Annotated in this window: 22 protein-coding genes; 7 read left to right on the top strand and 15 right to left on the bottom strand. The window is 56.0% G+C overall.

Translation table 11 applies throughout. The features are described 5' to 3' along the window. Window positions 1-71 precede the first annotated feature (71 nt). From JYB84_RS05920 to JYB84_RS05930, 3 genes are all read left to right on the top strand, one after another. Window positions 72-1,604, top strand: coding sequence for a peptide MFS transporter (locus JYB84_RS05920; RefSeq protein ID WP_207322504.1), 1,533 nt, complete (start codon window positions 72-74; stop codon window positions 1,602-1,604). A 67-nt stretch (window positions 1,605-1,671) separates the two neighbouring features. Then, on the top strand, window positions 1,672-2,436 hold the full coding sequence (gene bla, locus JYB84_RS05925) for a subclass B1 metallo-beta-lactamase (protein ID WP_207322505.1): 765 nt from the start codon (window positions 1,672-1,674) through the stop codon (window positions 2,434-2,436). A 144-nt stretch (window positions 2,437-2,580) separates the two neighbouring features. Beyond that, window positions 2,581-2,961: a hypothetical protein gene (locus JYB84_RS05930; RefSeq protein WP_207322506.1), complete on the top strand. Its 381-nt coding sequence runs from the start codon at window positions 2,581-2,583 to the stop codon at window positions 2,959-2,961. Between the two features lie 54 nt (window positions 2,962-3,015). On the opposite strand, the gene JYB84_RS05935 is transcribed toward JYB84_RS05930, so the two are convergent. After that, window positions 3,016-3,240: a DUF1289 domain-containing protein gene (locus JYB84_RS05935; RefSeq protein WP_207323122.1), complete on the bottom strand. Its 225-nt coding sequence runs from the start codon at window positions 3,238-3,240 to the stop codon at window positions 3,016-3,018. Between the two features lie 175 nt (window positions 3,241-3,415). Continuing rightward, window positions 3,416-5,320 carry an alpha-amylase gene (gene amyS / locus JYB84_RS05940; protein WP_228290897.1) on the bottom strand — a complete coding sequence of 635 codons (1,905 nt, stop codon included), beginning with the start codon at window positions 5,318-5,320 and terminating at the stop codon, window positions 3,416-3,418. A 156-nt stretch (window positions 5,321-5,476) separates the two neighbouring features. On the opposite strand from amyS, the gene JYB84_RS05945 reads away from it, so the two are divergent. Both JYB84_RS05945 and JYB84_RS05950 read left to right on the top strand, forming a co-directional pair. Next, a complete protein-coding gene (locus tag JYB84_RS05945; RefSeq protein ID WP_207322507.1) occupies window positions 5,477-5,707 on the top strand; it encodes a hypothetical protein in 231 nt (76 codons plus the stop codon). Window positions 5,708-5,758: 51 nt separating this feature from the next. Beyond that, window positions 5,759-7,135 carry a GGDEF domain-containing protein gene (locus tag JYB84_RS05950; RefSeq protein WP_207322508.1) on the top strand — a complete coding sequence of 459 codons (1,377 nt, stop codon included), beginning with the start codon at window positions 5,759-5,761 and terminating at the stop codon, window positions 7,133-7,135. 6 nt (window positions 7,136-7,141) lie between these two features. Here JYB84_RS05950 and JYB84_RS05955 read toward each other — a convergent pair whose 3' ends face one another. The 10 genes from JYB84_RS05955 to JYB84_RS06000 all read right to left on the bottom strand — a co-directional run bounded on the left by JYB84_RS05955 (window position 7,142) and on the right by JYB84_RS06000 (window position 12,841). After that, window positions 7,142-7,357 (bottom strand): DUF7661 family protein, encoded by a 216-nt coding sequence (locus JYB84_RS05955; protein ID WP_207322509.1) that lies wholly within the window; start codon window positions 7,355-7,357, stop codon window positions 7,142-7,144. A gap of 60 nt (window positions 7,358-7,417) precedes the next feature. Continuing rightward, a complete protein-coding gene (locus JYB84_RS05960) occupies window positions 7,418-7,627 on the bottom strand; it encodes a hypothetical protein (RefSeq protein ID WP_207322510.1) in 210 nt (69 codons plus the stop codon). Window positions 7,628-7,797: 170 nt separating this feature from the next. Beyond that, window positions 7,798-8,316 (bottom strand): GNAT family N-acetyltransferase, encoded by a 519-nt coding sequence (locus JYB84_RS05965; protein WP_207322511.1) that lies wholly within the window; start codon window positions 8,314-8,316, stop codon window positions 7,798-7,800. Continuing rightward, the gene (locus JYB84_RS05970) at window positions 8,313-8,831 is read right to left on the bottom strand and encodes a GFA family protein (protein WP_207322512.1); all 519 of its coding nucleotides are present in this window, start codon (window positions 8,829-8,831) and stop codon (window positions 8,313-8,315) included. Before JYB84_RS05970 ends, JYB84_RS05965 begins: the two co-directional genes overlap by 4 nt. Before the next feature lie 2 nt (window positions 8,832-8,833). Next, window positions 8,834-9,745: an EamA family transporter gene (locus JYB84_RS05975; RefSeq protein WP_207322513.1), complete on the bottom strand. Its 912-nt coding sequence runs from the start codon at window positions 9,743-9,745 to the stop codon at window positions 8,834-8,836. Window positions 9,746-10,005: 260 nt separating this feature from the next. Next, window positions 10,006-10,548 carry a hypothetical protein gene (locus JYB84_RS05980; protein WP_207322514.1) on the bottom strand — a complete coding sequence of 181 codons (543 nt, stop codon included), beginning with the start codon at window positions 10,546-10,548 and terminating at the stop codon, window positions 10,006-10,008. Between the two features lie 44 nt (window positions 10,549-10,592). Next, window positions 10,593-10,793: a tautomerase family protein gene (locus JYB84_RS05985; RefSeq protein WP_207322515.1), complete on the bottom strand. Its 201-nt coding sequence runs from the start codon at window positions 10,791-10,793 to the stop codon at window positions 10,593-10,595. Between the two features lie 51 nt (window positions 10,794-10,844). Beyond that, complete coding sequence (locus tag JYB84_RS05990; RefSeq protein WP_207322516.1) at window positions 10,845-11,480, bottom strand: LysE family translocator; 636 nt, start codon at window positions 11,478-11,480, stop codon at window positions 10,845-10,847. 240 nt (window positions 11,481-11,720) lie between these two features. After that, the gene (locus JYB84_RS05995; protein WP_207322517.1) at window positions 11,721-12,104 is read right to left on the bottom strand and encodes a GtrA family protein; all 384 of its coding nucleotides are present in this window, start codon (window positions 12,102-12,104) and stop codon (window positions 11,721-11,723) included. Continuing rightward, window positions 12,101-12,841: a class I SAM-dependent methyltransferase gene (locus JYB84_RS06000; RefSeq protein WP_207322518.1), complete on the bottom strand. Its 741-nt coding sequence runs from the start codon at window positions 12,839-12,841 to the stop codon at window positions 12,101-12,103. Before JYB84_RS06000 ends, JYB84_RS05995 begins: the two co-directional genes overlap by 4 nt. A 131-nt stretch (window positions 12,842-12,972) precedes the next feature. Here JYB84_RS06000 and JYB84_RS06005 point away from each other — a divergent pair, with 131 nt between their 5' ends. Beyond that, window positions 12,973-14,037: a glycosyltransferase family 2 protein gene (locus JYB84_RS06005; RefSeq protein WP_207322519.1), complete on the top strand. Its 1,065-nt coding sequence runs from the start codon at window positions 12,973-12,975 to the stop codon at window positions 14,035-14,037. Between the two features lie 71 nt (window positions 14,038-14,108). Here the strand turns inward: JYB84_RS06005 and JYB84_RS06010 are convergent, their stop codons facing one another. The 3 genes from JYB84_RS06010 to JYB84_RS06020 all read right to left on the bottom strand — a co-directional run bounded on the left by JYB84_RS06010 (window position 14,109) and on the right by JYB84_RS06020 (window position 17,484). Further along, window positions 14,109-15,842 (bottom strand): tetratricopeptide repeat protein, encoded by a 1,734-nt coding sequence (locus JYB84_RS06010; protein ID WP_207322520.1) that lies wholly within the window; start codon window positions 15,840-15,842, stop codon window positions 14,109-14,111. A 144-nt stretch (window positions 15,843-15,986) separates the two neighbouring features. Next, the gene (locus JYB84_RS06015) at window positions 15,987-16,757 is read right to left on the bottom strand and encodes a thiol:disulfide interchange protein DsbA/DsbL (RefSeq protein WP_207322521.1); all 771 of its coding nucleotides are present in this window, start codon (window positions 16,755-16,757) and stop codon (window positions 15,987-15,989) included. A gap of 283 nt (window positions 16,758-17,040) precedes the next feature. Continuing rightward, a complete protein-coding gene (locus JYB84_RS06020; RefSeq protein WP_207322522.1) occupies window positions 17,041-17,484 on the bottom strand; it encodes a hypothetical protein in 444 nt (147 codons plus the stop codon). A 132-nt stretch (window positions 17,485-17,616) separates the two neighbouring features. Between JYB84_RS06020 and JYB84_RS06025 the strand changes: the two genes are divergently transcribed. Then, entirely contained in the window at window positions 17,617-18,744 is a 1,128-nt protein-coding gene (locus tag JYB84_RS06025) for an IS110 family RNA-guided transposase (protein WP_207319884.1), read from the top strand. Window positions 18,745-18,957 lie beyond the last annotated feature (213 nt).

Consider the following 18,957-nt stretch of genomic DNA (forward strand, 5'->3'; position numbering starts at 1 on the left):
GGGATTGGTTTGTTAAAGCCGCCCACATATACTCGGCGAACAATAATTTTAATCAAGATGGAAGCAAGCTTATGACTTTAGGGAAACCTCAGGTGAGTCAGACCCGGTCATTTATGACCGTATCGCTCATCGAATTGTGGGAACGTTTTGGCTTTTACGGCATGCAGGCGCTTATCGTGTACTTCATGGTGCAGCGTCTGGGCTTTGAAGACAGCCGCGCCAACCTGGTATGGAGCGCCTGTGCGGCCTTGATTTATGTGTCACCCGCCATCGGCGGTTGGGTTGGTGACAAGATCCTCGGCACCAAGCGCACCATGCTGATTGGTGCCGCTATCCTGTCACTGGGCTACGCCCTGATGACAGTGCCCACCGAAAACACCTGGTTCCTGTTCTCCGCCCTCGGCGTTATCGTGGTGGGTAACGGCCTGTTCAAGCCCAATGCCGGTAACCTGGTACGCAAGATTTACGACGGCGACGATTCCAAAATCGACTCTGCCTTCACCATCTACTACATGGCAGTGAACGTGGGTTCCACCTTCTCCATGCTGCTGACACCCTGGATCAAGGACTATGTCAACGCCACCTATGGCAACGAGTTCGGCTGGCATGCTGCCTTCGCCGTGTGCTGCGTTGGCTTGCTGGTGGGCCTGGCCAACTACATGGTGATGCGTCACACCCTGGATGCCTACGGCTCGGAGCCCGACTCCCGTCCGGTGGAAATGAAAAAGCTGGCGGCTGTGCTGGGTCTGGCGGCCCTGTCGGTGGTGGCCTCGGCCTTTATCCTGGAATACGAGGATGTGGCGCGGGTATTCGTCTACGGTGCCGGTGTCTGCGTATTGGCGATTTTTGCTCACCTTATCCGCACCAGTGAAGTCAGTGAGCGCGCCGGTCTGATTGCCGCCCTGGTACTGACGGTGCAGACGGTATTCTTCTTTATTTTCTACCAGCAAATGTCCACCTCCCTGGCACTGTTCGCCCTGCGTAACGTTGACTGGGACTTCCAGATGTTTGGTGCCCACCTGTGGACCTGGTCTCCGGCCCAGTTCCAGGCCTTGAACCCCATTTGGATCATGCTGCTGAGCCCCGTGCTGGCCTGGGTCTATGCCACCGCCGGTCGCAATAACAAAGACCTGTCCATCGCCGCCAAGTTTGCCCTGGGTTTTGCCGTGGTGGCAGCCGGTTTCTTCATCTATGGTATCGCCGGTGAGTTTGCCGTGAATGGCAAGACCTCATCCTGGGTGATGATAGGTGGCTACGGCGCCTATTCACTGGGCGAACTGCTGGTGAGTGGTTTGGGTCTGGCTATGATCGCCCGCTATGTGCCCGAGCGCATGGGCGGCTTTATGATGGGCGCTTACTTCGTGGCCTCGGGCATTTCCCAGTACCTGGGTGGTGTGGTGGCCAACTTCGCCAGTGTGCCCCAGGGCCTGACCGATCCGCTGCAAACCCTGCCCATCTACACCAGTTTGTTCAACAAGCTGGGCATGGCAGCCCTGGTCTGTACCTTTATCGCGCTGGCCGTATTGCCGCTGATGCGTCGTCTGACCGACACTCACCACAGCCATAACGGTAACAACAACAGCCTGTTGGCCGAAGCCAACTGAGGCACTGAGGTCTGATAGAATGCCGATCCTCTGGATCGGCATTTTTTTTCACTGAAAAGGAGTTTGCATGCGTTCACTGATATCCCGCCCAAGTTTCAAACATCCAGGTTTCAAACGCTTAGGTTTGGCCCTGTTGGCCCTGTGCCTGTCCGCGGCCAATGCCGGGGCCGAAAACCTGACCCTGACCGAACTGGAGCCCGGTCTGTATCAGCACCAATCATTCCAGACGGTGAAGGGGTTTGGCCGGGTCAGTGCCAATGGACTTTTGCTGGTGGAGGGCAAAAAAGCCTTCCTGATTGACACCCCTTGGGGCAATGAAGACACGGAGCAGCTGCTGGCCTGGCTGAAAGCGCGCGATTTTATCCTGGAAGGCAGTTTGTCGACCCACTGGCACGAGGACAGGGCCGGTGGCCTGGCCGCGCTCAATGCCGCCGGCGTGGCCACCTTTGCATCGGCCCATACCAATCGCTTACTGGCCGAAAATGGTAAGGTGCAGGCAAGTCACAGCCTGGATGCCGGCCCCCAGTTGCTGTTCCATGGCCGGGTTGAGGCGTTTTTCCCCGGTGCCGGTCACAGTCTGGATAACCTGGTGGCCTGGCTGCCGGGGCAGAAAACCCTGTTCGGTGGCTGCCTGGTACGCAGCCTGGAGACCCAATCCATGGGCAATACCGCTGACGGCGATGTCCCTGCCTGGCCGGACAGTATCGAAGCCCTGCTGAGCCGCTATCCCGGGGCCGCAAGGGTGGTGCCCGGTCACGGTGACAACGGCGATATAGCGCTGCTCAGGCACACCCTGGCCTTGAGCCGGGCCGCCGCAGCAAAGCCGCAATAGTATTGAGGCTGAATCGAATCAAGGTCGCTGTCTCAGCGGCCTTTTTTTGTATGGGCTTGAGCCGGGGCCCGGGCCGGCTTGCCAATTGCCTGTGGCAGCCTAGGCTGAAAGTAACGGTTTGGGTATTCGCGCGGGGAAGAGCATATGAACTATCGTCGTTTTGCGGTAACCGTCCTGATTTTATGCCTCTTGCCCCTGAGCAGGGGGTGGGCCAACGACAGCATCAACAGTGAGTTGAGCCATTTCGCCGGCGGTGCAGCCATGGCGTTGGGGACCATGGTGATAGCCGATCACTATGGCCAAACCGAGCACAGAGCCTGGTTGGGATTTGGGGTTGCGACCGGCATTGGGATCCTGGGGGAAGTGGCCGATAAAGCCAAGGGCCATGAAGTGTCCTGGCTGGATATTGCGGTTAACAGTTTGGGGGCTGCGGTGGGCGCCTATGGCGGCGAGCGCTGGCTGCTGACGCCGGTGATAAAGCCCGAGGAACGCTTCGCCGGGGTGACATTGAACTATCTATTTTGAGGCGCTGCAACCGCCATCTTGACCGCTTGGCAACTTGACCCCTTGGCAACTTGATTATTTGGCCAACCTGGCCTCGGCTTCCAGCCACTTGGCCCGGCTCAGACTCTGGCTGTTTTCACCGCTGAGGTGTTCGCGCCGGGCGGGCAGGGCAGCAATAATCGCCTGTTTCTGTTCATCGCTGGCCTGACTCCAGGCGACGATTTCGTCTATGTGGCGCATGCAGCCCATACAGTAATCATCATAGTTCAGACCGCAACGGGCCACGCAGGGGGATTGGATCATTATGCTCTTCTTGGTGGATCTGAGGCGAGGGAGTCTAGCATGAAGAGGCCCCATCCCAAAGTCGATTGGGCTGGGGCCTTGGCTGGATAGAGGATTAAAGCGGGCCTCAGGGTATGAAGCCCGGTCAATACAGATTCAGTGCAACTCAGGTCCGGGCTGACGGGAGCCCAGGTCAGAATGTCCCCGAGGTGCTGCCTGTGCCACTGGCGGGAGAGGTGAAGATGTTGTTGGCACCGCTTTGCCACACCACCTGGCCATTGTTGACCTTGATGCATTTCCACTCAATCCGGCTATTGGCCGGTACGCCAATGGTGCCTTTCCAGGTGGGGTAATCCGTTGCCGACAGCACCACTGCCTTGGCGGGATCCCAGTTGCCCAACACATCGGTATTGCCAACGGCGGCGACATTCTCACCCCATTGGGTGATACCGTTGCCGCAACTGAAGTTGACCTGTACAGCGGGCTGTTCGACCCAGACTGAGTAGGAGCCGCCGTTGACCGGGAATTCCGCCCAACCATCGCCGTTGCTGACCACGGTTGCGCTCTGGTTACCGCTGATATCGGTAAAGCTTTTGTTTGTCCGACCCACATTCATCCATTTGCTGCCTCCCGGGCCATCGCTCATGATGACCGCCATGGCCTGGGGATGACTGGCGTCACCCAAACGGGTCCAGCCAATGATGTCATGGTGATCCAGATAACTCAGCTGCGGGCCATGGGCATATTGTTGCCGTGCCTGCAACAGCACATCGAGTTTGGCCTTCTGGGAGGCGATCACTATGTTACTGTTATTGCAGTTGTTGTCTGAGCTGGTGTAGTTGGCACCGTAATAATCGGCGTAGAAAATATTGGGGTAACCTTCCTCCCGCAGCAGGATAAAGGCATAGGCCAGGGGTTTGAACCAATCCTGCACCCGGGATTCCAGCGCCTGGCAGGGCTGGGTATCGTGGTTTTCCACCAGAGTGACCGCCAGACTTGGCTGCTCCTTCATCAGGGTGTTGTCCATCAGGGTCGCCATATTGTAATTGCCACCGCTGATGGAGGCCTGATGGAAATTCATGTGCAGCGGCGCGTCAAACAAGGACATGCGACCACCGGTGGCTGTGATGTAGTTGTGCAGTTCTTCCTTGTTGTAACTCCAATACTCGCCCACGGTAAACAAGGGTTTGCCGGTGCTGCTGCGGACGCTGTCGAGCCAATCGCTGAAGAAGCTGAATTTGATGTGTTTTACCGCATCAAGGCGGAAGCCATCGACACCGGTGAAATTCACGTACCAATCGCCCCAGTGCTTAAGCTCATCCACGACCTCCGGGTGATCCATGTCGAGATCGGCAAACATCAGGTAGTCATAGTTGCCGTTGTTGCCGTCCACTTCCCAATCCCAGGCCTTACCTATGCCGCGGAATTTGAAGATGGCGCTTTCATTGAGGTTCTGGGCCCAGTCGACGCCATCGAAATGGTACCAGTGCCACTTGAAGCTGGAGTAAGCGTTGTTGCGACCGGCAAAGTTAAAATCGGTCCAGGCATCTATCTGCACATCGCTGCCATATTCGCGATTGCGATCGTTCCAGTCGACCCTTACCGCCTGCACCGACTCGGTGGCATCGGCGCCGCCCCTGTGGTTGAACACCACATCGCCGTAGATCTGCAGGCCATTGGCATGGGCGCTGTTGATGGCCTCCAGGTACTCATCCTTGGTGCCGTACTTGGTGCGTATGCTGCCCTTTTGATTGAATTCACCCAGGTCATACATGTCATAGACCCCGTAACCCACATCGGCGGCCCCGGATGCGCCCTTGTAGGCCGGTGGCAACCACAGCGCGGTAATGCCGGCTGCGGCGAGATTGGGCGCCTCCTGGGCCACCTGGGTCCACAGGCTGCCGTCATTTGGCGTATACCACTGGAAATACTGCATCATCACGCCATTGTCGGCCTGTGCCGCCGAAGACATCAGGGTCAGCAGGCCTGCCAGGGTGCAGCCTGCCAATCTGGATGGGCGGGTTTTGGCAATGGATTGAGGAGTGAATACCGCGGGTTTGAGCTGTTGTGCCGGGTGTTTAGTGCTTGTGTGACTCATGGATAATCCCCATAAATGAGCGACCCATCCCTTGGTCTTTATTATTGTTTTAACCGCATTCCGTCTCGGGTCCCGTCCCGAAAACCGGTGTCTCAATATAGGCCGGTTATTGAATAACGGGCCACATACTGTGTTGCCAAATTGTTATGAATACGTATGCATATTAAGGGTGTTTTGTGCGGTAACCAGTGGTTTCACGCTGAAAAAGGCAATAAAAGCAAGGTAAAAGACCAAAAACGATCTGATGCACCGGCCTTTTTGCCTGCTACGGGCGGGAAGGCGGTAATTGGGCGGGAAACTGGTCAAGTCATTGGGAACCTGCGGGCTGGCGTTATTGGTCGTGCTATGCCTGGTCAGATGCTGGTAAGGCCTGAAAAGGCTTGCTAATTTGCCCCGACTTTCTAGGATCTGACTCAAGCCAAACACAGCAGAGCCGTCATGACCCAGTCCATACTTCACTGGATAAGCGAATCCATTACCCGCAAGATCGGCGGGTTATCCACCTTGTTGCTCAGCTTTATCTTCGTGGTGATCGTCTATTCCATAGTCAAGCTGACGCAGATTGGTGCCGAAATGCGTGAGGTGGCCGAAATAGACATACCGCTCACCGAGGTGGTTTCGGAAATTGAAGTGCTGCAGCTACAGAAGCACATATTGTTTGAAAAGATCCGCGTCGCCCGGGACGAACACCTGGCGCCGGCGGTGATCAAGCCTCAGCTGGGGGCTTTTATGGATCACGGCGTCCAGTTGTCCCGGCAGGTGGAAAAAGCCGAGCAGCTTATCCATCGCGGCCTGAGCACGGCCCAGATCGCCGAAGAGGTGGCCGAGCACAAGCGGGTGCTGAGTGCCATCGAACATTTCCAGATCCTGCGTCAGGAATACCTGCAAAAGGCCGGTGAACTTTTCAATAAACCCGAGGCGGAAACTGCCGCGGCCAATTGGCTCAGGTTAGAGACTCTCGACGAGCAGCTCGATAGTCTGGCGGAGCGCTTATTGCTGGATATCGAAGCACTGACCGAAGACATAGCCAAAAACGCCGAGCGCCATGAGCAGGAGTTTTTTATCGTCAATACCTCCCTCGGCGTCAGCGCCTTCCTGATTGGTATTTATGTGACCTGGTACATCATCCGCAGTTTCCGGCGCCGCCTGGGGTATATCCAGACCCAGATCGCCAGGTTGAACCAAAGCCTGACACCCGACACCCCAAGCACCACCAAGGATGAGCCGCAGCGCGGCCAGGATGAGCTGACCGAGTTGGCCTGGGACGTACAGCAGGTGGTGGAGCGTTTCTCCAGCGAGATGGTGAACCGGCATGAGATGGAAAAGCAGCTTATCCAGTTGGCTACCACGGACAAGCTGACCGGCGCCTTTAACCGGCATAAATGGGAAGATTGTCTTGCCATGGAGTTGGAGTACGGCCGCCGAGGCGTGCCAGTGCATCTCTTGATGCTGGATTTGGACCACTTCAAGGCCATCAATGACAATCATGGTCACGATGTCGGCGACCAGGTATTGCAACAGGCGGTGAAATTGCTCAAGGAGCACGTACGCCAGACCGACAGCCTGTTCCGTCTGGGAGGTGAGGAGTTTGCCCTGCTGTTCCGTCAGCACGACAGCCAGGACGTCCTGGCCATAGCCGAGAAGATCCGCATGCTGTTCGAGACGAACAAGGTGCCAGGGTTACCTTACTTTACCGCCAGTCTGGGGCTGACAAGATTCTTGCCGCAAGACGACAGGGAAAGCTTTATCAAGCGTGCAGACCAGGCCCTGTACCGCGCGAAACAGGACGGTCGCAACCGGGTGACTGTGCTGTAACCAGGCTTAACTAAGCTTAACTATGCGATCCCTTCCCGGGGTCGCCCACTCATGGAAGATACCGGCTATGTAGTCCTCAAGTTCGGTCTCATTGATGCCGGCGGGAATACGGATATCCTCGGCCTTGCGTTTTACACCGCCCGTGCCGCAGTAGCAGGCCCGCCACTCATCGCCGATTCGGGTCACTTCGAGGATTTTTTTGCCAAAGATGTCAAATTTCATAGTGCTGGCCCTGCGTTGTTAGCTTGTTCTAATGCTGGCTAGAAAACATTGAAGATAACCTCAGGCTTTGGGATAGAAGATATCAGCAAGTTCAAATATTTGGCTAATAGCGAGCAGTATACCGATAATGATAAAGACAGTAGGAGAGGCAAAGTTCACTGTTACGGCACGCACTTGTCTTAGCCTGTTGCCATGGAAAATGAAACCTACGGAAATGCACAACACCATAAAGTGAAGGATTAATTCGGCCATGGTATTTGCTGTCATCATGTACTCCATATTGTAAATCAATTCAGCAGAATACCGGAAAAATGCAAGTAGGGACATGGGGCAATGATGCCGAGCCAAGACCGGCACCTTGGCTTGGTGGATTGCAGGGCTATTTCACCATATCTATGCACATTACCGCCGCCAATATCAGCTGCCTTTCTGTATCCGCATTATGCCAATCTCAGCCCATATTTAACACAATCAAGCTGCCTGCCACTGTGCCAGGTAAAGTCGGGGATGAATTCAATTTGGGTAAAGTGGTTTTTCAGCAGCACCCGTGACGAAGCAGGATTATTCTCAAGCACGTAGGCGTACAGTTGCTTGAGCCCCAGGGGCCCGGCCGCAAGCCTGGCCAGCTCGGCCACGCACAGTGATGCCACGCCCTTGCCGGTGTGGGCCGCCGCAACCCGGTAACCCAGTTCCCCGCTGTGGCGCTTGTCGTCCAGCTCCTTGAGATTGGCGCGGGCGATAATGGACTGCCCGTCGAGCAACACCAGCGAACGGGCGAGCTTGAGTTCATGGGCCGACAACTGTGCGTCGATATGCCGGGCAATGCCCTGCTCACTGATAAAGCCCACCGGCCTCGGGGCTATCAGGGTTTCGAAATAGTCGCGGTTTTCCAGCTCGAACCGCAGCAGGGCACAGGCGTGTTTGGGGCTTAGCAACTCAAAGGTCATGCCAGTACTCATTGCTCTTTTAGTCCTGCCTTATAGGCCAGGATGTCGGGCAGTATCGCCTGGTAACGCGCCTGGCTTTCGGGCGGCCAGTACTGTTTGCGGTCATAGTATTCGCTGACCACGGGCGTGTCGTCCGCAAGCTGCACCCAGGGCTGTTTGGAGGCAGTGAAAATATGTATGTCCGGCGGCAGAAAATCCGGATTGTCTAAAGTGCCTACCCGCACAAAGCGCATAATGGGGCCCGAGCCGGCGTAACTGCTCCACAGCGCCACCAGGCACTTGGGGCAGCGGGCGATCAGCTGTCCCTTGCCGCTGGCGGAGGGGGTATTGATGATGACAGGTTCGCCGGACAGCAGGCTGACACGGTCGGCCTCTATCATGGCATTGAGGGCAAAGGAGGCGCCGGTTTCCCGCTGACACCAACGGCAGTGGCAGCAGTGTACAAACAAGGGGTTAGTCTCAAGGCGATAGCGAACCTGGCCGCAGTCGCAGCCTCCCTCGGCTGGAAAATGTGCTGATGTGTTCATGGTTAACAATCCTCCCGTTCAAGCCTGTTCAGGTTTTGCCGTCGCAGGTAAATCCCATTAAAGAGACGCTGACCCAGTATAGAGATGCTCAGCCCAAAAAGGATCAGGCTGCTGCCGGTCATTTCCAAGCCGGTCAAACGTTCATCCAGCAGCAGACCTGAGCCCAGCATGCCGACCACGGGGATTAGCAGTGCAAAGGGGGTTACAGTGGCCGCGGAGTGATTGCGCAGCAGCCAACCCCAAAGGGCAAAGGCAATAAGCGTCGACACATAACCCACATAGGCCAGAGATATCCAGGTTTTTGTCGTGGTGGCCGCCAGCAACGCGAGGGGATGCTGGGTTTCAAACAGGTAGGACAGAACAAACAAGGGCAGGGGCGGGATCAGGCTGACCCAAACCATGAAATGCAGCAGGTTAACCTGGCCCATGCGCTTCATGATGAGATTGGATACGGCCCAGAACAAGGCGGCACAGAGTATCATTGATACGCCGACTATGGTGGCGTTGCCCTGGCTATTGAGGAAAAACAGGCAAAATCCCGCCGCGGCCAACAGCATACCCAGGGCCTGGAAGCGGCTGATGGCCTCTTTCCAGAGTAAGACGCTGAGCAATATGGTGAAAATGACCTGGGCCTGCAACAGCAAGGAAGCGATCCCCGCCGACACATCGGCCTTCATGGCCACAAACAACAATCCGAATTTCAGCACCCCAAGGAAGAGTCCAACACCGACAATATTCCAGGCCGAGGTCTTGGGAAAGGGCACAAAGAACACCGCCGGCAGGGCGACAATCAGGAATCGCAGTCCGGAGAACATTATGGGCGGCAGTTCTTCCAGGCCAAATTTAATGACCGAGAAGTTCATCCCCCAGATAAACACCACCAGTAGGGCACAGCCCAGGCTTTTAACATCCATATAAGGTCAGTTTCCTTGTTGGTTTAATCCCTGTATTACGTGAGAGCTGCGTCGGCTCCTGCGCCTTAACGTTCATCACTATCTATGGGCGATTGTGCTTGAATTATGCGGCTGGGCATCACAGACCATATAAAGCAGCAATGCTCGTTTTATGTCATGACCCGGGGCTGATTGTCATGCTGATTTCGGCCAAGGATTCACCATCTATGCGGGGCTGAATATTGGACAGCTAGCCTGCATTATCAGAAAGCCGCTCGCCATCAGTCTTTGTAATCGCGCTGGATGCCGAGACCGCTGGCCTTTTTATTCACCGTCTTGGGATAGCTCACCTCGGGGTTGATGGTTTTAACGGCCTGGTACATGTCGCTGATCTTGTTGCCATAGTTCATCGAAATATGGAAAAAGCGCCCATCCCGCATCAGGATCCCGTGTTGCATCATGCCCTTGCCCGCATGGTTTGACGCCTGGCGGTTTTCAAATCCGGCAATCTCGGCAACGGCCACATCGAAGGACCAGGGGGCGTGGTCCGGATACCTGACCCTGAACCTTTCCCTGGTGATAATGGCTTCATATTCCGCAGGATGGCGCAGGTGCCACCAGGCAATGAAAAACAACACCATACTGGCAAGCGACAAGGCTATCAGCAGGGGCAGCCTGATAGCCTCCGGCACCCTCTGCTCACTGAGCGATTCATAGGCAAGCAGCCCCAGAATATACAGCCAGCAAAACAGCCCCATTCTGGTGAAGAGCTTGGCTCGTTGTTTTCTGGAGCGCTTAAAGTGATAAACGGGCAAATCATTCATAGGCTTAATTCCGAACCTGGCCGAGCTGCTGTCAGCTGGTCCATTCAGGCCTGCTGCTTTTTCCAGTCATCCGTGAGTTGGCCGGCAAAGCCCCAGTCCTCTTCGGCGATTTCCTGGATGACCACATGGGTGTATTCGGGTTTTTTACCCAGCACCCGGGTTAAAGACTCTGTGATATCTTTCACCAATTCGGCCTTTTGTTCCCGGGTCGCGCCCTTGGTGATTTGTACGTTGACGTAGGGCATTTATCGCTCCTTGTTTCCTTTGTGTCCGCGTGGTTTTCAGTCGGAGCCGGCTCAATTTTGGGTTGAGGTCAGCAGCTTAATTCCAAATACGCCAAACAAGCTTGCTGCGAGTCGGGTAAGCCACTTTTTAACCGCCTGATTGGCTGAAATTTTGCGGCTCATGGAGCTGGAGGCCCAGGCGATAAAGTGACACCAAAGCATGCCATTGAAGTTAAACACCAGGCCGAGGAAGAGAAACGCCAGTGGTTTGTTGTCGCTGGATGCTGAGATAAATTGCGGCATAAACGACAGAAAGAACAGCGCGACCTTGGGATTGAACAGGTTGGTCACAACCCCTTGAATATAGATGCTCTTCAGTGACGACTTTTCGGTTTTTGGCCCCTGAAGTTCAGTCGTCTGTTTACTTCCTCTGAACATGCTTATCGCCATGTAAATCAAATAGGCGCCACCGAGAATTTTCACCAGGGTAAAGGCGGTGGCCGAGGTGGCGAGAATCGCGGATAGGCCAAATGCGGCTGCCACTATGTGGATTAAAGTTCCAGTGCCAATCCCCAGCGCTGCTGCCGAGCCCGCTTTAAAGCCCTGAGTGGCGGCCCTTCCGGCAATCAGCAGGGAGTCGGGCCCGGGTATGATATTGAGCAGTATGCCCGATAGGACAAACAGCCATAAATTTTCTGTACCAAACAATGCAGCAACTCCTCTGATTCAAGACTGCGCAGATCCCGGTGAAAAAGCATGGCTACCGCAGGTTTTGCTTCATTCCAGGCTGGCTATTTTGGATTCTGAATCAGCATCTTGGCAGAGAACCTTGGTCCGCTGCAATGCCAAATTTGTAAGCGGAGTGTGTGTTTCCACTGGCGGCGGATATCAGCACTGAGTTTATCGACATATGGTGTGGTGACATTGGCTGCGGGTGTCAAAGGCACATCAGACAAACACCAGGCGGCGCGACAGTACAAACGACAGCAGTGGCATCACCAGTACTATCACCAGCAGTACCAGACGATAGGGCAAGCCCAGATAGCCGTTCAGGCCAAATACCAGCAGCTGGTTCAGCAGCAGCCCCATAACTGCCAGCAGTAAAAATTTGGGCAGCTGGACCGCGTGACGACCATTGGACAGGAAGGTCCAGTGGTAATGCCCCGTGTAGGAAAACAGCACGGCGCAGCAGAAGGCCAACAGGTTGGCAATAAAGGGTGAAAGCAGCAGCCCTTCGTTGAAGAGCAGGGCGCACAGCAGATGGATAAAGGTGGCGCCGCCGCCCACCAGGGCAAAGCGTCCCAGGCTTTTCAGGAGCGGCGGCCGGCTCATTTGGCGCTGGCCTCTTTACGGGCCACCAGCAGTATGGACACCCCAAAAGGCAAATTGAGACCCAGTCCCAACAGGCGTTTTTCCAGCAGCAATACCCCCAGCAGCAGGCGGTTGAGCCAGGGGGCGGGCATGCGGTCATCCGGGGCGCGGCTACCAAGCAAGCGTTTGAGCATTCTGACGCAAAAAATCAGTGGAAAGAGCAAGGTATTGAAGTGGCTGCATCTTGTCACCTCAAAGCCCGTCGCCTGCAGCAGCTGCTTCAGCTCCCCCGCACTATAGCGGCGCTGGTGATGGTGCTGTTCGTCATGCTCGCTCCACAGTTGGGCGCAGGCAGGAACCGTCAGCAGCAGTTGACCGCCGGGCCTCAGCAATCGATGCAGTTGCCGCAGCGATTCGTCATCGTCCGGAATATGCTCAAGCACATCCAGGGCGACCACCAGATCCTGGCTGCCTTCGGCAAAGGGCACGTCATGGGGCAGACTGCCGGGGGTGACTGTCACACCCCGGTTGCGCGCCACCAGCTCCCTGGCGCCCGCGTCCGGCTCCAGGGCCTGCACCTTGCCGAAGCGGGACAGCAGCGCCAGATTGCCACCTGTGCCGGCTCCGACCTCGAGAATAGTGGCATTCGGGGCGAGTTGCAGGTGTTGCAGCTGCTGGGCAATGATCTGCCGCCGCCCCACAAACCACCAGTGGTGCTCTTCCTGTGCGGCCATTCTCAAATATACGTCTGCATCCATAATTATTTGTAAAAAATAGACTTAGTATCTGTGCTAGTATCCTTGAACACCGGCAAACTTTCACTGGGCCATAGGCGCCAGGGGGCGTTTCCGGCAGGTTGAATCACAGCATATACCAATAAAGTTGCGCCATGACAGAATCAAAGCAAGTGCCACCCAAATCCGCCGTCTCGCTCACAGAAGCGCCGCTCTCCCAGTCGCAAGCCGCGCCGCTGTTGTCTGTGATTGTGCCCTGCTTCAACGAGGAGCAAAATATTCAGCCCCTGTACCAGCGGGTGGCAGGAATGTTTGAGCAGGCCGGTATTAGCTTTGAGCTGATTTTTATCAATGACGGCTCCAGCGATGACACCCTGGCGCAGATCCGTCGCCTGAGTCAGCAGGATGAACGGGTTCGCTTTGCCAGCTTCAGTCGCAATTTCGGCCACGAGGCTGCCAGCAGTTGCGGTTTTCGGCTGGCCCTGGGTCAGGCTGGGGTGATTTTGGATGCCGATCTGCAGGACCCGCCGGAGCTTATTCTGGAGATGATCGCACTTTGGCAGCAAGGTTTTGATGTGGTCTATGGCAGACGCAAAACCCGCATCGGTGAGGGGCGGCGTAAAAAAGTCTCTTCCTTCCTGTTTTACCGGCTGCTGAACCTGTTTTCCGATGTTCCCATTCCCACCGACGTGGGGGATTTCCGTCTGGTCAGCCGCACCGCCATGGATCATTTCAATGCCCTGCCTGAAAAGAACCGCTTCGTGCGCGGCATGTTTGCCTGGATAGGTTTTCGTCAGACGGCGCTGGAGTTTGAGCGCCAACCCAGGCAAGCGGGCAACAGCAAATACAACTGGACCCGCCTGTTGTTGCTGGCCTTTGATGCCCTCACGTCCTTCAGCGTGGCGCCGCTGCGGCTGTGCATGGCCTTTGGCGCCCTTGTCACCGCCCTGAGTTTTCTGGCCGCCGCTGTCATTATCATCCAGAAACTCTTCTTTAATCTGGATGTGCCGGGTTACGCCTTTGCCACCTCGGGGATGTTTCTGCTGGGCGGGATCCAGCTGCTGTTTCTCGGCGTGCTGGGTGAATACATAGGCAAAATTTACACTCAGGTACAGGACAGGCCCATCTACATAGTCGAAGAGCGAAGCGACAAGCTGGAAGGGCAAAGCGACAAGGTCCAAAAGCAAAGCGACAAGCTGGAATCCCAGAGCGACAGGTAACGCCCGGGTTGATGGGCGACCGCAGCTCTTAAAATAAGGCCATCGCCATCGCCATCGCCATCGCCACGTGCCTAGCGGCCGGCGTTGGCCCGCTGCAGGTAACGCCGGACGGCGGCCGAGATGTCCTCCGGCACCTGCGCCGGGTTCTGGCGCAATATGGCTTGTGCTGCCCATTGGGCTTGCTGCGGCCGGTTCAGGCTTTGACTGAGCATAAACAGGTTGTAGAGGGCATCCAGGTGTTCAGGCTTGTCCTGCAATGCACTCAGGTAAGCATCGCTCGCTTCCGGCAGGCGCTGCAGGGCCCACAGACAGTTTGCGGCACCTGTCCAGCCCAGATAGGCGAAGCCCGGCAGCCCGGCCAGCTCGCGGTAATATTTCAGGCTTTGGTCATAGTCCTGTTGCTGGGCCAGGGCAAAAGCTATGGCCTCAAGGCTGCCGGCCAGGACCGCCGGTTCCTGTGACCTTTTCTGTAGCGCATCCCTTGCCTTGTCATAATCCTCGATGGCCCCGGCCATATCCCCGGCATCAATCCGCGCCTGGACAAGGGTATTCCAATTGTCAGCGGAGGGATGGTATTTCAGCAGTACCCGGGCAAAGTCGGCCTGGGTGCGCCAACCCGGCAACTCGCGAAAATGGGTCACGCAGGCCAGCAACAGCAGCACGCAGGAAAACAGCAGCGCAGCGGGTTTGCCCCCGGGCGTTTTGGGCCTCAGCTGCCCCAGCAGCAGGCACAGGGCGAACAGCGGCAGATAAAGATAGCGCACCGCAAAGGCCCCCTTGCCGTGGAAGGCCAGCAGCAGGGGAATGCCGAGGGCGGCTATGATTAAGGCCAGATAAGGCCGGGTCCTGGGTACCCGGATCAGACTCAGCAGCGCCGCCAGCCACAGCAGCAGTCCAAGCCCATAGTCCAGCGCTGTGCCGACACCCTGGGGCGGATGGTCGCGGGTCAGGGGCAAATCCCAGGGCCACAGCAGCACTCTGGCATAGGTGGCAGCATAATCCAGCATGCGCAACAGGCTGGACCATTGCCAAAGCCACAGGCTTTGCCCGCCGCTCAGCATGCCCTGCAATATGATTTGCCGCAGCAGCAGATAGCCCAGCGTCAGCAGGGCAAAAGCCACTGCGGCCACCCAGGGAAAGCGCCGCTGCACGGGCCTTTGCCACTCAAGCACAAGTAAAAACACCGGAAAGGCGATGGCCGCTTCCTTGGTGAGCATGGCCAGCAGATAGCACAACAGCGACAAGAGCAGTCCGGAGAGGCTGCCGTGGCGATAGAAGCCATGGTAGCCCAACATCGCCAGTGCCAGCCAGAGCACCAGCAGCAGATCCGTTGAGGCGGAAATCCAGGCCACGTTCTGACTGGCGACAGGATGCAGCAGGAACAGCAGCACCAGCCCCAGACGCCACAGCTCATGGTGGTTCCCCGCGCGTCCCAGCAGCAGATACAGCAGGCAGCCGTTGAGCCCATGAAGCAAGAGGTTGGACAGGTGCCAGCCAAAGGGCGCTTCCCCGGCCACTTGGTACATCAGCAACTCCCATACCAGCCACAGGGGGCGATACAGGCTGCCATCGGCATAGGCGATATTGCTGTGATTCCAGACCCCGGTGACAAAAAAATCCGGCAGTTTTGACCAGTGGCCAAGGTGGTCGCCGTTGCCGGGGATCATGGCAAGATCATCAAATACCAAGCCGGCATTGAGGGCGGGAAAATAAACCGCAAACACTGAGATAAACACTGCGGCGACCACCAGCCAGAGCGGCAGTCGCAAGTGGTCTTTGATTATCTCCTGTTCACTGGTGATCACAGGCATGGCTTCCTATGCTGTTGCCCCGGTGACAAATGCCGGGCATTGAAAAACGCCAGTGTAACAAAGCGGCCGGGGAAAGGAGTTGATCTCAAAGACACTTGTTAAAAAAAAGCCCCGTCAAAGGCGGGGCTTGTGGCGGTGTCAGGCCAGGCGTCTACGACCCATGGCCGCCAGTGCCAGCAACCCAAGGGCTGCCCAGCCCAGGCTGCCGCCCTGGTCTTCGACCTTATCCTTCTCGGTGGCGAGATAGTTCATCAGACCGCTCAACTCTTCCAGGGTACGGATTTCCTGCAGATTGACCATGTACTTGTCGTTAACGACAAAGCTCGGGACCGACTGCACCGCAAATTCCTGTTGCTGTTGGCGCCACAGTGCCAGTTTGGCATCGGCTTCCTTGCTGTCGGCCAGCTTGTCGTATTGGGCCCCATCTATGCCAAACCCGGCAAATACCGCTTTGATGTCGTCACGGCTCTGGATCTGGGGTTCGTGGCTTTTGGCACTTTTGCTGTTGGTGCTGTGGCCCTCGGCACTGTGGTCGTGGTGGCCCTGGGCGCCATCGGCACCTTGAATGGCATTGAACATGGCGCGGGCCATCTCGGTTTGCCGCTCGCTGGCGTGGATCACCGCCAGGGCGCGCATCACCTCTGTGCCTATGTCGCTGTTCATAAAGTCCACATGCTTGGTGTCAAAGCTTATGTCACTTTTGAGTCCGGCCTTGATGGCGGGCAGGTACTGCACTTCCATATTGAAGCAGTTGTGGCAGAAGAAAGAGAAAAACTCGGTCACCTTGGGTGTCTTGCTGGGGGCCTGGTCCGAGATTTGGATGTAGTGTTTACCTTCGACAAAGTCGCCGGCAAAGCCAAAAAAGGGCAGGGCAATGAGGGCTGCGGCCAGGGAAAGACGTTTGGGCATGGTAAGACGTTTTTGCAAAGTAAGGTGTTTTGGCATAGATAGGCGCTTGCGCATAGTCGCTCCGAAGTCAGGCGAATTTCAAACTGAGTCGAGAATGAAAACAGTGTGAAAGAGAAGGCTTAATTATCTCTGAATGGCGGGCCGAAAAAACGCCCGGGAGTGTGATCCACTCCCGGGTTCCCGCATTTAATCCCGGCTCAGGGGGCCGGAGAGGGGCTTATTGGCTGCTGACCTGGCGGCTGACATCGCTGGGGAGGCATTGACTAAACGCCACAGTTACTTGTTAGCATTCTATTGCAGTCCAAGCAGTTAGCTCATTTAGGCATATTTTTTGAACGTGTTCAAACTTGAAAAAGTCCTTTTCGTTATCACTTAGGTATGGCTGATACAATAAGAGATCTTTGTCGAACCCGAGCAAATGCACGAAGCCAGTAACATCGCGTCTTTTCATGTTATGAAGATCAAAGACAGTTGTTAATATGCCGTGCAAGTTTCTTGTGATTGCTAAGAAACGACCACCAACCGAAATGGCAACGCCACGCCCCCAATATAGATTTTCACTTTCTTTTTTTTCATTAATATAAAGTTCAAAAAGCGCGTCGCCATGTGGCGGCTCAAATATGTATTTTAGAACTATTGTGCTTTTTAAGTTCGCATGGGACAGAATTACCTCTTCACCGTAGATGCATATACTTTTGCCGTCTTCCGGCAACGAAATAGTTGTCATTGAGCCACTCATAAAATGCTAGACATAATGATTCCCTGTGCAGGTGTCGGCCTCCGTGTTTTCTCGTGGGTTAGTTAAACCAGAGCCACACTGTTTGTTGATCCAATAGGCAAACAATCACAGGAGGCCGACATGTCTAAAGCTAACACACTTTTTATCGGTTTGGACGTGCACAAGGAGACCACTGACGTGGCCTGGGTTTCTGATAAGCCGGCTGACACAGTGCACTACCATGGCACTGTTCCAACCAACCTGCGTTCACTTGATAAACTCTTTAAAAACCAAACAGCCAAAGCCAGCAAGCTGTGCGTCATTTATGAAGCCGGTCCCTGCGGTTTCTGGCTCTATCGTCATCTGTTGCGCCGTGGCATTGAATGCTGGGTGGTAGCGCCGGCGCTCATCCCCAAGGCCCCGGGAGACCGGGTCAAAACCGATAAACGCGATGCCATGACCTTGGCCAGACTGGCCCGCAGTGGTGACTTGAAGTCTATCTATGTTCCGGACGAACGGGACGAGGCCATCCGCGACCTTATCCGCTGCCGGGAGGATGCCATGCTCGACTTGCGTCAGGCGCGGCAACGGCTGAAATCCTTCCTGCTGCGTCATGGCCACCCCTGCAGCGGTCGCCAACACTGGACCGAAGCCTATCGGCGTCATCTGGCGGATATCAGCTTCCCGGAAAGTGCCAGCAAAATTACCTTCCAGCATTACATCCACACCGTGACCGAGCGCTATGAGCGCTTGCAGCGGCTGGAGTTAGAACTGCAAAGCCTGGCTGAAAGCTGGCGCTGGTATCCGCTGGTGCAGCGCCTGACGGTGCTGCGGGGCGTGCGTTTTCTGTCCGCCATGACCTTGTTGGCCGAGCTGGGTGACCTGCGGCGCTTTGCCTCGCCGCGTTCCTTAATGAACTTTGTCGGCCTGACACCCAGTGAACGCTCCAGTGGCCAGCGGGAACGAAGGGGTGGTATCACCAAATGTGGCAATGGTCATGCCAGGCGCATCTTAATCGAATCGGCGTGGGCCTATCGATTTCCAGCCCGGGTCTCGCGGGAGCTGGAAAGTCGTCAGCAGGCGCATTCCATCAAGTTGCAAACCCGCTCCTGGGAAGTGCAGCAACGCCTGTGCCGACGGTTCCATGCCCTGAAGGCGCGGGGCAAAGAGTACAACAAGGTGGTCACTGCGGTGGCACGGGAGCTGACCGGTTACATCTGGGACCTGGCGCAGGGCTTTGACGCCGAGAAACCAATACAAGCGTTCTGAAGCTGATTTAAGCAATCACTCTGGCAGTACCGGGCTGCGGCAGCGGTGCGAGCAACCCTCGAGGGCGTTAAGCGGTCACATCCGCGCTCCTAGACTGAGGCAAGGCTCCAACGGCGAACACAAGTAATGCGAATAACCAAACTCGCGGATATCAGCAAGGTCAACCGCCGACACTTACTCGCCCAAGCCCGTCTGCCAGAGTGTCCTTACCGG

The organism is Shewanella cyperi, assembly GCF_017354985.1.
In the GTDB taxonomy this organism is placed as follows: Bacteria; Pseudomonadota; Gammaproteobacteria; order Enterobacterales; family Shewanellaceae; genus Shewanella; species Shewanella cyperi.